Annotated in this window: 11 protein-coding genes; 8 read left to right on the plus strand and 3 right to left on the minus strand. The window is 73.1% G+C overall.

Translation table 11 applies throughout. From position 1 onward, the window contains the following. The 6 genes from AB0472_RS23750 to AB0472_RS23775 form a co-directional block, all read left to right on the plus strand. Positions 1-132 (plus strand): alpha-glucosidase C-terminal domain-containing protein (locus tag AB0472_RS23750; RefSeq protein WP_366358968.1); only part of this gene is annotated, 132 nt, incomplete at its 5' end. 31 nt (positions 133-163) lie between these two features. Beyond that, positions 164-1,519: a maltokinase gene (locus tag AB0472_RS23755; protein ID WP_366358691.1), complete on the plus strand. Its 1,356-nt coding sequence runs from the start codon at positions 164-166 to the stop codon at positions 1,517-1,519. Positions 1,520-1,523: 4 nt separating this feature from the next. After that, a complete protein-coding gene (gene glgB / locus AB0472_RS23760; protein ID WP_366358693.1) occupies positions 1,524-3,728 on the plus strand; it encodes a 1,4-alpha-glucan branching enzyme in 2,205 nt (734 codons plus the stop codon). A 106-nt stretch (positions 3,729-3,834) separates the two neighbouring features. Beyond that, positions 3,835-4,923: a glutamate--cysteine ligase gene (locus tag AB0472_RS23765; protein WP_366358970.1), complete on the plus strand. Its 1,089-nt coding sequence runs from the start codon at positions 3,835-3,837 to the stop codon at positions 4,921-4,923. A gap of 141 nt (positions 4,924-5,064) precedes the next feature. Then, positions 5,065-6,978: an AMP-dependent synthetase/ligase gene (locus tag AB0472_RS23770; protein ID WP_366358695.1), complete on the plus strand. Its 1,914-nt coding sequence runs from the start codon at positions 5,065-5,067 to the stop codon at positions 6,976-6,978. A gap of 97 nt (positions 6,979-7,075) precedes the next feature. After that, complete coding sequence (locus AB0472_RS23775; RefSeq protein WP_366358696.1) at positions 7,076-7,510, plus strand: ATP-binding protein; 435 nt, start codon at positions 7,076-7,078, stop codon at positions 7,508-7,510. A gap of 41 nt (positions 7,511-7,551) precedes the next feature. On the opposite strand, the gene AB0472_RS23780 is transcribed toward AB0472_RS23775, so the two are convergent. Continuing rightward, positions 7,552-8,361, minus strand: coding sequence for a methyltransferase domain-containing protein (locus tag AB0472_RS23780; protein ID WP_366358698.1), 810 nt, complete (start codon positions 8,359-8,361; stop codon positions 7,552-7,554). Positions 8,362-8,618: 257 nt separating this feature from the next. Between AB0472_RS23780 and AB0472_RS23785 the strand changes: the two genes are divergently transcribed. Both AB0472_RS23785 and AB0472_RS23790 read left to right on the plus strand, forming a co-directional pair. Then, on the plus strand, positions 8,619-9,995 hold the full coding sequence (locus AB0472_RS23785; protein ID WP_366358700.1) for an NAD(P)/FAD-dependent oxidoreductase: 1,377 nt from the start codon (positions 8,619-8,621) through the stop codon (positions 9,993-9,995). Positions 9,996-10,011: 16 nt separating this feature from the next. After that, positions 10,012-12,264, plus strand: a complete 2,253-nt coding sequence (locus tag AB0472_RS23790; protein ID WP_366358702.1) for an FUSC family protein — start codon at positions 10,012-10,014, stop codon at positions 12,262-12,264. 7 nt (positions 12,265-12,271) lie between these two features. Here the strand turns inward: AB0472_RS23790 and AB0472_RS23795 are convergent, their stop codons facing one another. After that, complete coding sequence (locus tag AB0472_RS23795) at positions 12,272-12,592, minus strand: DUF5133 domain-containing protein (RefSeq protein WP_366358971.1); 321 nt, start codon at positions 12,590-12,592, stop codon at positions 12,272-12,274. 55 nt (positions 12,593-12,647) lie between these two features. After that, positions 12,648-13,493, minus strand: a complete 846-nt coding sequence (locus tag AB0472_RS23800; RefSeq protein WP_366358704.1) for a SigB/SigF/SigG family RNA polymerase sigma factor — start codon at positions 13,491-13,493, stop codon at positions 12,648-12,650. Between the last annotated feature and the right edge of the window lie 192 nt (positions 13,494-13,685).

Below are 13,685 nucleotides of genomic sequence, written 5' to 3' on the forward strand. Positions count from 1 at the left end.
CCCGTCGAGCTGATCGGCGGGGTGCGGTTCCCCGCCATCGGCGAACTGCCGTACCTGCTCACCCTGGCGGGGCACGGCTTCTACTGGTTCCGGCTCTCCCGAGTCGCCTCCCGCATCGGCCGTCGGCGCTGAGCGTGCGGAGCCGAGGAAAGGACGCGTCACGATGACGAAGACCGTTGAGCTGCCACGGAGCACGACGGCCGGACTCGACCGGCCACTGGTCTCGCTGGGCGGCCTGCTGCGCGACTGGCTCCCGCGGCAGCGCTGGTTCGCGGGCAAGGACCGGCCCGTCACCGAGCTGTCCGTGCTGTCCATGACCGAACTCTTCCCCGGCTGCCTGCACCTGCTGGTCCACGCCGACCACTCCCCCCACGGCGGCACCACCCCGTCCGGTGACTGCTACCAGCTCCTGCTCGGCGTGCGCGAACACCGCGCGCCCCGACTGGAACGGGCCTACATAGGCCGGGCCGAGGAGGGCCCGCTGGCCGGACTCGCGGTCTACGACGCCCTGTACGACCCGCGCGCCGCCGAACTGCTCCTGGAGCGGCTGCGGATACCCGGCACGGCCGGCCCGCTGCGCTTCGAGACCGCCCCGCAGGCCCGGATACCCGGCGGACTCGCGCCGCGGTTGCTGGACGCCGAGCAGTCCAACTCCTCCCTGGTGTACGGCGACTCCTACATCCTGAAGGTGTTCCGGCGGATACAGCCCGGCGTCAACCCGGACCTGGAGGTCCCCGGCGCACTGGCCGCGCAGGGCTGTGCGCGGGTGCCGGCGCCGCTGGCCTGGTTCCGCACCACCGAGCCGAGCCCGGCGACCCTCGGGGTGCTGCAGCCCTTCCTGCCGGGCGCGGCGGACGGCTGGACCCTGGCTCTGCGCGCGCTCGCGGCCGGGGACGACTTCACCACCGAGGCGCACGAGCTGGGGCGGGCCACCGCGGACGTGCATCTCGCGCTCGCCGCCGCCTTCCCGTCCGCCGTCCACGACGAACACGGCCGCACGGCCGAGGCGATGTCGGCGCGGCTGGCCGAGGCCGCGGACGCCGTGCCGGTACTGCGGCCGTTCGTCCCCGGGCTGCGCGGCGCCTTCGAGGCGCTCGCCACCTGCGACGCGGGACCGCTCACCCAGCGGATCCACGGCGATCTCCATCTCGGGCAGGTGCTGCGGGCGGACCACGAATGGTTCGTCATCGACTTCGAGGGCGAGCCGTCCCGGCCCCTCGCCGAGCGGCGCAGCACCCAGTCGCCGGTGCGGGACGTCGCCGGGATGCTGCGCTCCTTCGACTACGCGGCCCGCCAGCGCCGCCCCTGGCGCCCGGAGTGGGCCCGCCGCTGCCGGGAGGCCTACTGCGCGGGTTACGCTGCCCGGGCCGGCTGGGACCCGCGCAAGAAGCACGCACTGCTGCGCGCCCACGAGACGGACCGCGCGGTGTACGAGGTGGTGTACGAAGCCCGGCACCGGCCGGCCTGGCTTCCGGTTCCGATGGCCGCGATCGAGCGGCTCGCCCGCTGGAGAGGCTGACGTCATGGCACTGCGCGACTCCTCGCTCCCGGAGCCCTCCGGCCCCTCCCGCTCCACGGCCCCGCCCCTGGACGCCGCCGACCGCGGGCGCCTGCTCGCGGGCACCCACCACGATCCGCACGCCCTGCTCGGCGCCCGCCCGGTGGACGGCGGCACCCTCTTCCGCGCCCTGCGCCCGCACGCCGTCGCCGTGAGCGTGCTGGCCGACGGGGTGCGCAGCGCCCTGGCGGCGGAGGACGACGGCCTCTTCGCGGCCGTGCTGCCCTACGCCGAGGTCCCCTCGTACACCCTGCTCGTCGAGTACGAGGACGGGGAGCACGAGGTCCACGACCCGTACCGGTTCCTGCCCGCGCTCGGCGAGTTCGACCTGCATCTGATCCGGGAGGGGCGGCACGAGCAGCTGTGGAAGGCGCTCGGCGCCGAGCCGATGACCCATGACGGGGTGGCCGGCACCCGGTTCACGGTGTGGGCACCGAACGCCCAGGGGGTGCGGGTGGCCGGGGACTTCACGTGCTGGGACGGCACGCAGTTCCCGATGCGTTCGCTGGGCGCGGCCGGGGTGTGGGAGCTGTTCCTGCCGGGGGTGGGCGAGGGCGCCAGGTACAAGTTCGAGATCACCTCCCGGTACGGCGACCGCTTCCTCAAGGCGGACCCGATGGCCCGGCGGACGGAGGTGCCGCCCGCGACCGCGTCGATCGTGACCGTGTCCCGGTACGAGTGGACCGACGCCGAGTGGATGGCGCACCGCGGCGACACCCCGGTCCACGAGGCGCCGTTCTCGGTGTACGAGGTGCACCTGCCGTCCTGGCGGCCGGGTCGGACCTACCGTCAGCTGGCCGAGGAGCTGCCCGCCTACGTCGGCGACCTGGGCTTCACGCACGTCGAGTTCATGCCGGTCGCCGAGCACCCCTTCGGCGGCTCCTGGGGCTACCAGGTCACCGGCTTCTACGCACCGACCTCCCGGCTCGGCACCCCCGACGACTTCAGGCACCTGGTCGACGCCCTGCACCGGGCCGGCATCGGCGTGATCATGGACTGGGTGCCCGCGCACTTCCCGAAGGACGACTGGGCACTGGCCCGCTTCGACGGCGACCCGCTGTACGAGCCCGGGGACGAACGGCGGGCCGAGCATCCGGACTGGGGCACCTACGAGTTCGACCTCGGCCGGGTGGAGGTGCGCAACTTCCTGGTGGCGAACGCCGTGTACTGGTGCGAGGAGTTCCACGTCGACGGGCTGCGGGTGGACGCGGTCGCCTCGATGCTCTACCTCGACTACTCGCGGGACTCCGGGCAGTGGACGCCGAACGTGTTCGGCGGGCGCGAGGACCTGGACGCGGTGGCGTTCCTCCAGGAGATGAACGCGACCGTCTACCGCCGGGCGCCCGGGGTGGTGACCATCGCCGAGGAGTCCACCGCGTGGGGCGGCGTGACCCGGCCGACCGACAGCGGCGGGCTGGGTTTCGGCCTGAAGTGGAACATGGGCTGGATGCACGACTCGCTGCAGTACATCGAGCACGAGCCGGTGCACCGCAAGTACCACCACCACGAGATGACCTTCTCGATGGTCTACGCGTACAGCGAGAACTACGTCCTGCCCATCTCCCACGACGAGGTCGTGCACGGCAAGCGCTCGCTGGTCTCGAAGATGCCCGGCGACTGGTGGCAGCAGCGCGCCAACCACCGCGCGTATCTGGCCTTCATGTGGGCCCATCCGGGCAAGCAACTGCTGTTCATGGGGCAGGAGTTCGCCCAGGGCGGCGAGTGGTCCCACGCCGACGGCCCGGACTGGTGGCTGCTCGACCCCGAGTACGGGGCCGCGGCCGACCACCGCGGTGTCCGGGATCTGGTCCGCGATCTCAACTCCGGGTACCGCGCGCACCCCGCGCTGTGGCAGCGGGACACCGATCCCGCGGGCTTCCAGTGGGTCGTGGGGGACGCGGCCGAGGACAACGTCTTCGCCTTCCTGAGGTTCGATGCCGAGGCCCGGCCGCTGCTGGCGGTCTCCAACCTCTCCCCCGTGGTCCGCCCCGGCTACCGGCTCGGCGTGCCCAAGGGGGCGCCGGTCTGGCAGGAGATCCTCAACACGGACAGCGCCCGGTACGGCGGCGGGGACGTCGTCAGCCGGGGGCCGCTGCTCGCCGACGACGGGGTGCTGCGGCTGACGCTGCCCCCGCTCGGCACGGTGTGGCTGGAGCCTGTCGCCCCGTAGCCCACCGAGGGCGGCGGCACGTGTTCCCACGGCCGGGTCCGGGCAGTCCGGGATGAAAGACCCCGCCGCGCCCGGTCGCGGCCCGGCTGGAGGGCGGTTCCCCGTGCTGCGTACCGTCGGAGTGGAGGAAGAACTTCTGCTGGTCCACCCGGACAGCGGGGAGCCGATGCCCCGGTCGGCCGCCGTCGTCGACCGGGCCGCCCTGGACGATCCCGGGCAGGCCGTGTTCCAGACCGAGCTGTTCGGACAGATGCTGGAGCTCGCGACCAGTCCGCACCGGGACATGGCGGAGCTCGGCGCGGAGGTCGTCGGCTGCCGCAAGGAGGCGGGCCGGCTGGCCGGCGAGTTCGGCTGCGCGGTCGCGGCGCTCGCCACCTGCCCGCTGCCGGTCGACCCGGCGCTCACCCGGCACGAGCGCTACCACTGGATGGCCGGGCGGTACGGCGCCGCCATGCTGGACTGGTTCGTCTGCGGCTGCCATGTGCACGTCTCGGTGGAGTCCGACGAGGAGGGCGTCGCCGTCCTCGACCGGATCCGGCCCTGGCTTCCGGTGCTGCGCGCGCTCAGCGTCAACTCGCCGTTCTGGCAGGGCCGGGACTCCGGTTACGCCAGCTACCGCAGCCGGCTGTGGGCGCGCGGCCCGTCGGCGGGGCCGACCGAGCGGTTCGGCACGCCCGAGGAATACCGGCGGCGGGTCGCGGACATGGTGGCCAGCGGGGTCATCCTCGACACGGGGATGGTGTACTTCGACGCCCGCCTGTCCACGCGCTACCCGACGGTGGAGATCAGGGTCGCCGACGTGTGCCTGCGGGCCGACACCACGGTCCTCGTCGCCACACTGATCCGCGCGCTGGTGGAGACGGCCGCGCGTGACTGGCGGGCCGGACGGCCGCCGCTCGACCCCAGTGTGAGCGTGCTGCGGCTGGCCTCCTGGCAGGCCGCCCGCCTCGGCCTGGAGCAGGATCTCCTCGATCCGGTGACCATGCGGCCGCGGCCCGCCGTCGAGGTGGTGCGTGCGCTGCTCGCGCACACCGCGCAGGCGCTCGCCGACAGCGGTGACACGGTCGGCGTCGAGGAGGCGGTCGCACAGTTGCTGCACAGGGGTACCGGCGCCCGCGAGCAGCGGTCGTTCCTGGAGCGCACCGGGAGTCTGCGGGCCGTCGTCGTGGAGTGCGTGCGCCGCACCCAGGGCTGAACCCGCGGGCTGAGCCTTGTCATCCGGTGGAAACGAGTTGACCGTTCCCGACACGAGCCGCACTCCCCTGGGCTAGATTCGACCCGCGTCGACAACAGTACCGATCGGGAGGGTCACCCTCCGTACATCCAGGAGCAGCGCATGCGCGACTACGCCCTCGCTCCGACGACCGCTTCGACCCTGACCGGCGGGCTCGCCGACAGCGTCTACGAGACGGCGGAGCGGAACCCCACCCTGCCGGTGCTGGCGCGCCGGCCCGAGGGCGCCGCCACGGGCTGGGAGGAGATCACCGCGGTCGAACTGCGGGACGAGGTGGTCGACCTGGCCAAGGGGCTGATCGCGTCGGGGATCTCGCCCGGGCAGCGGGTGGCCGTGATGGCGCGGACGCGCTACGAGTGGACGGTGCTGGGCCTCGCGCTGTGGTCGGTGGGGGCGGAGGTCGTCCCGATCCACCCGACGTCCTCCCGGGACCAGGTCGAGTGGATCCTGCGGGACGCCCGCTGTGTGGCCGTGGTGGTCGAGGACGAGCAGGCGGTGATGACCGTCGGCACGGTGTGCGAGGGGCTGCCCGGGCTCAAGCACGTGTGGCAGCTGGACGCGGGGGCGCTGCCCGAGCTGGTGCAGAAGGGCACGTTCGTCCCGCTGACCACGGTGGAGTCGCTGCGCCGCATCGTGATGCCCGACTCGACGGCGGCCATCACCTACACCTCGGGCACCTCGGGCCGTCCGCTGGGCTGCGCGCTGAGCCACCGCGGGCTCGCCCACCCGTGCGACACCCTGCTGGCGGGCTGGGGGCACACCGCGGCACGCCCCGGCGAGCAGGCCTCCGTCCTGGCCTTCCTGCCGTTCTCGCACGTGTACGGCCTGATGATCATGGTGATCTGTCTGCGCGGCGGGATCCTGATGGGCCACGAGCCGGAGATGACCGAGGCCGCGCTGGCCACCGCGCTGGGCACGTTCCGGCCGACCTATCTGTACGCCGTGCCGTCGGTGCTGGAGAAGCTGTACAAGACGTTCCTGCGCACCTCCCAGCAGCACGGCCGGGGCGCCCTGTTCGAGCGGGCCGCGGAGACCGCGCGGGACTTCGCCGCGGCCACGGAGCGGCAGCGGCTGGGCACCGGGGCGGGCCCGGGCCTCGACCTGCGGCTGCAGCACGCCCTGTACGAGCGGACGGTGTACCGCAAACTGCGGGGGGCTCTCGGCGGCCGGGTGCTGCGCGCCACGTCCGGCGGCTCCTCGCTCAGCCGCGAACTCACCCTGTTCTACGAGGGCATCGGCATCTACGTCCATGACGGCTACGGCCTCACCGAGTCGAGCGGCGGGATCACCATGCAGCCGCTGGGCCGGGAGAAGTCGGGCACGGTCGGCCAGGCCCTGCCGGGCACCCAGATCCAGGTGGCCGAGGACGGCGAGATCCTGGTGCGCGGTCCCTCGGTGTTCCAGGGGTACGTCGGGGACGACTACGCGACCCGGGCCGCGCTGCGCGGCGGCTGGCTGGCCACCGGGGACATCGGGCGGCTGGACCCCGAGGGCTATCTGACCATCACGGGCCGCAAGAAGGACATCATCATCACGAGCAGCGGCAAGAGCGTGGCCCCGGCCCCGCTGGAGCAGCGCCTGCGGATGCACCCGCTGGTGCACCAGGCGGTGGTCGTCGGGGACGACCGGCCCTGTGTGGGCGCGCTGATCACCCTGGACCCGGACTTCCTCGCGCACTGGCGGGGGGCGCTGGCGGTGCCGGGCGACTCGCCCGGCCGGGAGGCGCGCGAGGAGAACGCGCTGCGCGAGGAGATCACGCGCGCCATCGCGTCCGCCAACAGCGTGGTGTCCCGTGCCGAGTCGATCCGGGTCTACCGGGTGCTCCAGGAACCCTTCGCCCCGGGCAACGGCATGCTCACGCCGTCGATGAAGCTGCGCCGGGACGCCATAGCGCGCCACTATGCCGCCGAGATCGACGCCATGTACCAGGCACGCTCGCAGGCGGCACGCCGGCCGGGCCGCCCGGGTCAGCCGGAACCGGCCGACTGGGACGACTCGGACAACGTGTTCCGGTGAGCGGATCACGCGTATCCGGTGCCATGGTGGGAACCCGCCGCAAAAGACGAAGAGACCAGCGCGACGAGGGCACCCTTTCGGGACTGAAAGAGACGAGATGGGGACCGGACCACGGCGGGACGACAGACGATCCGCACAGGAGACCGAAGCATGCACGGTCCCCTTCCCGGGTCGGCTGAGCGATGTGACCGGTGCCAGACTGGCCGCCGACGGTTACCTGGCCGGTCTGGCGCGGACCTCGCCGCCCACGCATCCGGACTGCTGGAACGACATCCTGCTGGTCGTGACGGAGCTGGCCGCCAACGTCGTCCAGTACGCGCCGGGCCCCTTCGAGCTGCGGATGCGCCGCACGTACGACGGGGTCCACGTCACGGTGCACGACTCGAGCCAGGTCCGGCCCGAGCCGCGGCCCTTCCACCCGGACGGGGGCGGGGGCGGGGTCGGCTGGCATCTGATGCACACGCTGTGCGACCAGGTCAGCGTGGTGGTCACCGCGGACGGCAAGGACGTCCACGCCTTCCTGCCCTGGTGAGGGCGGGCCGGTGGGGGGCGGCCCGGTGGCGGCGGGTGCGGTCACCCGGGCCGGTGCGCGACCACCCCGAACATCGTCACCGACATGTGCACCGCGCCCCGCTCGGCCGCCTCGGCGAGATCGGCGTACAGGGTGTCCCGCTGTTCCTCGGTGACGGCGCCGATGCGCACGGCGGACTCGGCGAGCATGCGGATCAACGGCCAGGCGACCGAGTCGTGGTCCTGGAGCAGGGCCTGCGAGCCGCGGTCGTCCACCACGAACCCGGCCGCGCTCAGCTGGCCGACCAGGCGGCGCCCGGAGTAGGGGTTGGCGCCGTTGAGTGCGGCCGAGGTCAGGGCGCGGACCACCGCCGGGTCGCCGGGGTGCAGGAGGGTGGTTCCCCAGTCGGTGTCGAGCACGGCCACCCGCCCGCCGGGCCGCAACACCCGGGCCATCTCGGCGATCGCCCGGTCGGGTTCGTGCAGGTGCTGCAGGACCCGCTCGCACCACACGACGTCCATCGAGCCGTCCGGCACCGGCAGTGCCTCCGCCTCGCCCTGCAGGAAGCGGGCCCTGCTGCCGGCGGACCGCTCTTCGGCGACCGCACGCAGACTCGGGTTGACCTCCACGCCGACGGCGACACCGTCCGGGCCGAGGGCGGCGGCCAGGGCCCGGGTCTGCGAGCCGGTGCCGGACCCGACGTCGAGGAGCCGCTCGCCGGGCCGCACCGCCAGTGCCTCCTCGGCCCACACGCGCAGCCGCCGTACGCCCGGGTTGGCGTCCTGGGAGTCCAGGGCGGCCACCAGCGGGGTGACGCGGTCGGGGTCGATGTGCCGCTTCTGGAAGCCCGTTCCGGGCTGGGTCTGCGCCATGGCGGGCACTCTACTGGCGTCTGTGATCGCCGTGGAACGGCCTTCGAGCGGACGCAGGTCCGACGCATATCTGTGCGACAGCCGGTTTCTCCCGGTGATCCACGGGCATGCTGGAGCCCACGCGTTCGTCTGCCTGCTCCGCCCGGCTGGCGGAACGGCGCCGGGCACGGTGGGATCGATGTGGTGCGAAGCAAGCGTTCCTGGGCACGCGGACGGCGTCGAGCCGAACGGCCTGGAGCAGCGGAAAGGGAAACACCGTGACACGACCCAGGATCCTGGTGGTGGGCGCAGGCTTCGCCGGAGTGGGGTGCGTGCGCCGCCTGGAGCGGAAACTCTCCCCCGACGAGGCCGACGTCACCCTGGTCTCGCCGACCTCCTACCAGCTCTATCTGCCCCTGCTGCCACAGGTCGCCTCGGGTGTGCTGACACCCCAGTCGATCGCCGTCTCGCTGCGCCGCAGCAGGAGGTACCGCACCCGGATCATCCCGGGCGGCGCGATCGGCGTGGACCTGAAGTCCAAGGTGTGCGTCGTCCGCACCATAACCGACCAGCTCGTCAACGAGCGGTACGACTACATCGTGCTGGCCCCGGGCAGCGTCACCCGCACCTTCGACATCCCCGGCCTGACCGAGCACGCGTTCGGTATGAAGACCCTTGCCGAGGCCGCCTACATCCGCGACCACGTCATCGCCCAGCTCGACCTCGCGGACGCCAGCGACGACCCGGCCGAGCGCGCGGCACGGCTGCAGTTCGTGGTGGTCGGCGGCGGCTACGCGGGCACCGAGACCGCGGCCTGCCTGCAGAAGCTCACGCACGCGGCGCTGCACCGCTACCCGAACCTGGACCCGAAGCTGATCAGGTGGCACCTGATCGACATCGCCCCGAAGCTGATGCCGGAGCTCGGCGACAAGCTCGGCCGCAGCGCGCAGGAGGTACTGCGCCGCCGCGGGGTGGACGTCTCGCTCGGGGTGTCCATCGAGAAGGCGGGTGCCGAGGAGGTCACCTTCACCGACGGCCGGGTGGTGCCGACCCACACGCTGATCTGGACGGCCGGAGTGGTCGCCAGCCCGCTGATCGCCACCATGGGCGCGGAGACGGTCCGCGGACGGCTCGCGGTCAACGCCGAGATGACCCTGCCCGGCCACGACGGGGTGTTCGCGCTCGGCGACGCGGCGGCCGTACCGGACAAGGCCAAGGACGAGCCGGGCGCGGTCTGCCCGCCGACCGCGCAGCACGCCATGCGGCAGGGCAAGGTGGTCGCCGACAACGTCATCGCGGCGCTGCGGGGCCAGGCGCTCCGCCCGTACGTGCACAAGGACCTGGGCCTTGTGGTGGACCTCGGCGGCAAGGACGCGGTCTCCAAGCCGCTCGGCATCGAGCTGCGCGGACTGCCCGCCCAGGCGGTGGCCCGCGGCTACCACTGGTCGGCGCTGCGCACCAACGTGGCCAAGACCCGGGTCGCCACCAACTGGCTGCTGAACGCGGTGGCCGGCGACGATTTCGTGCGCACGGGTTTCCAGTCCCGCAAGCCGGCCCGGCTCAAGGACTTCGAGTACACGGACACGTACCTGACGCCGGAGCAGGTGCGGGCGCGCGCCGAGGGACCCGAGGACCCCGGCAGTTCGCCGGCGTGACGCAGAGCGCGGCAAAGTGAGCACGGCGGGGCGGTCGGCGTGGGCGGAGCTCCGGGGACGGTTCTCGGCGGCCGACCCCGGCCTGCTCCGGTTCACCGCCGGTCTGCGCACGGTCACGTCGATCGCGCTCACGCTCGCCGTGCTGGCGGCGCTGCGGACCGGCGTGACCCATCTGGTCGCCGGGGCCATCGCGGCGATGGTGGCCACCTTCGCGATCCGGGAGAAGGGCCGGCCGGAGCAGGCCGTCACCCTCGCGCTGGGCCTGCCGGTGGCGCTCGCCTCGATGTCGCTGGGCGCGTTGCTCAACGCGCGGGTGGTCATGGGCGACCTCTTCTTCGTGGCGCTCATCTTCTGCGCGGTCTACAGCCGCCGCTTCGGCGACCGGGGCACGGCGCTCGGGCTGATCGGCTTCCAGATCTACTTCGCCTCGCTGTTCGTGCACGCGACCGTGGCCGCGCTGCCGGGCCTGTACCTCACGATCACGGTGGCGTTCGGCTGCGCCGCCGTGGCGCGCTTCGTGCTCGTACGGGAGACCGCCGCGGGCATTCTGGACCGGTTGCGCCGGGCCTTCCGCGCCCGGCTCGCCCGACTGGTGTCCGCGCAGGCCGAGTTGCTCGACGCCGGACCGGACGAGCTGGACAGGGCGGTGGAGGAGGTCCGGGTCAGGACCGCCCGGTTGCACGAGACGGCCCTGTTGATCCAGGGGCGGCTCACGGACGGCACCTCCGACGAGGCGGTGGCGAGGCTGGTACAGCGCCGGATCGCCGACGCGGAGATCGCCGCCGAGCGGCTCGGGCTGCTGCTGCTCACCGCGCGCAGCACCGAGCGGGCGGACACGCTCACCCTCCATCTGCCGGGTGCCCGGCTGCCGCCGGCCGTCGGGGAGCCGGTGCGGGACGAGGCGATGGAGCGGCTGCGGCTCGACCTGGAGGCGCTGCGGCTGCTGGTGCTGCGGCCGGGCGGCCCGGGGAAGGGGACCGCGCTGGCCCGGCTCCGCAACCGGCTGCTCGGCTACCGCGAGGGGGAGAACCTGCCGGCCGCCTCCCCGGCCGTCCAGGACGTCTTCCGGGGCATCGGCGAGGCCGGGCGGGCGGTGCTGGGGCTGCGGATCGCCCTGGACGGACCGCAGGACGAGTCCGACGACACCCCGGCCACCTCCCGGTCCCGGGAGGAACTGGACGCCGAGGACGCGGCCATCGAGGGCGTCGAGGAGGGCGAACGGGAGAAGGCGCCCGAGCCGACCGGGCTGCGCCGGCCCACCACACGGGCGGCCGTGCAGGTGGCGGTCGGCTCGTCGCTGGCCGTCGTGGGCGGCGAGTTCCTCTCCGCCCAGCGCTGGTACTGGGCGGTGCTGACCTGCTGGATCGTCTTCCTCAACACCGCGTCCACCGGCGAGATCCTGGTGAAGGGCTACCGGCGGCTGCTCGGTACGGTACTCGGCGTGGTGGCGGGCATCCTGCTCGCGGGGCTGGTCGGGCACCACACCTGGACGGCGTTCGGGCTGGTGCTCCTCTTCATCTTCGCGATGTTCTACTCGGCGCCGGTCTCGTACACCCTGATGTCGTTCTTCGTGACGGCGATGCTGGGTCTGCTGTACACGCTGCTCAACACCTACAGCCTGGACGTCCTGGTGCTGCGGGTGGCGGAGACTGCGCTCGGTGCGGTGTGCGGGGTGATCGCGGCCGCGGTGGTGCTGCCGGTGCACACCGACCGCCGTACCGACGACCTGCTGGTGAAAACGCTGGACCGGCTGGCCGACGTGACCCGGGCCGCCGCCGACCAACTGGCCGGGGCGCCGCCGGTCGACCTGGTGGAGAAGGCCCGCGACCTGGACCAGGCGCTGGCCGATCTGGCCACGGCCCTCCAGCCGCTGACCCATCCGATCACCCCGTTGCGCTCCCGCCGGGACACCGCCCGCTATGTGGTGGCGCTCCTGGAGACCTGCGCCTACCACGCCCGCTCGCTGGCGGCCACGGCGGAGTTGCTGCCCACCCATCCGGCCATCGCGGCGGATCCCCGGCTGCGCGGGGCGGGACGCCGGATCGTGCACAACATCGAGGCGATCACCGCGCATGTCGTCGACGACGGGTCGCAGGCGGAAATCGAGACCGGCCCCAGCATCGCCTCGATGCTGGAACCGGGCACGCTCCGCGCCCCGCGCTACGGCAGGGTGACCGACCGCGTGCTGCGCCACCTCCAGCGCCTGGACGAGTCGGTGACGGGCCTGGCCCGCCCGCTGGGCGTCCCGGTCCGGCGGCCCGCCCCCTGACGCCCGCTCACTCCGCCACCGCGAGGGGGGCGGCTGCGCGGTCGCGCACGCCCCCGGGGACCGCCGTGCCCGGTGCCGCACCGGCGGGCGTGCCAGGAATGGTCGGGATGGTGGGGACAGCAGGGATGGTGACGGGTGGCAGGCCGGCCGTCACGTCGGCCGCCAGGAGGTGGCGGGCCTTCCTCAGGGCCGCGGCGATCTCACGCGTTCCGGTGATCACACACAGCGTGTAGGCCAGGTCGCCGGCTCCGGGTTCCGGCGCCGGCACCGCGGCGCGCGCCCGCTCGTAGTCGTCGACGAGCCGGCGCAGCGTGGCGGGGTGGGGCATCAGCACGGTTTCGCTCCAGGGTCGGTCGGAAGTGGTTCCACGGCGGCGGTGGGGGTCATTCGGCGTTCCGGCCCAGCGCTTCGGCGCGGACGCGGGCGCAGCTGCGGCTGATGAGCCGGGAGACGTGCATCTGGGAGATGCCCAGTTGGTCGGCGATGCGGCTTTGGGTCATGTCCTCGAAGAAGCGCATGTAGAGGATGGCGCGTTCGCGTTCGGGGAGCCGGCGCAGTCCTTCCTTGGCGGCTTCGCGGTCCACGACGACGTCGTAGGAGGCGTCGGCGTCGCCGAGGGTGTCGGCGAGGCTGTGGCCGTCCTCGCCGGCGGAGAGTTCGGCGTCCAGGGACAGGGTGCTGAAGCTTTCCAGGGCCTCCATGCCGGCGCCGACCTCGTCCTCGGTCAGTCCGGTGTGGGCGGCGAGTTCGGCGACGGTGGGTTCGGCGGAGCCCGGGTTCTGGGTGAGTTCGCGGCGGGCCACGCGTACCCGGTTGCGCAGTTCCTGGACCCGGCGCGGGACGCGCAGCGCCCACATCCGGTCGCGGAAGTGCCGTTTGACCTCGCCGGTGATGGTGGGTACCGCGTAGCTCTCGAACGCGCCGCGTGCGGGGTCGTAGCGGTCGACGGCCTTGACCAGGCCCAGGGCCGCGACCTGGCGCAGGTCCTCGACGGACTCGCCGCGGTCACGGAAACGGCCGGCGATCCGGTGGGCCATCGGCAGCCAGGCGGCGACCAGTTCGTCGCGCAGGGCGTCCCGTTCGGGGCCGTCGTCCAGCACGGCGAGGCGGGCGAAGACGGCCGCCGTGTCGGGGGCGTCGTCATGGGTCCGCCGGGACGCGGTGCGGGCAGCCGTGCGGATGGTGTGGTCGGGCGTGTGGGAACGGCTGGTCGGCAAGTCGGTGGGCATGCGGATTGGCTCCTGAACTTGGGTTTCAGGGCGTCACCGGAACGTGGTTCCGGGACTCGGCCCGAACTGCGATGTCAGGGTCGCCGCGGAAGTGCCGCCCGGACCGCTCTGCCGGCCCGGGGGCTGTCGTCGTACGACCACTCCCACTGGCGCGCGCCTCCGGTCCGAAGCACGACACTCCGCCTGCCCCTT

The organism is Streptomyces sp. NPDC086777, from assembly GCF_040702065.1.
Lineage (GTDB): Bacteria > Actinomycetota > Actinomycetes > Streptomycetales > Streptomycetaceae > Streptomyces.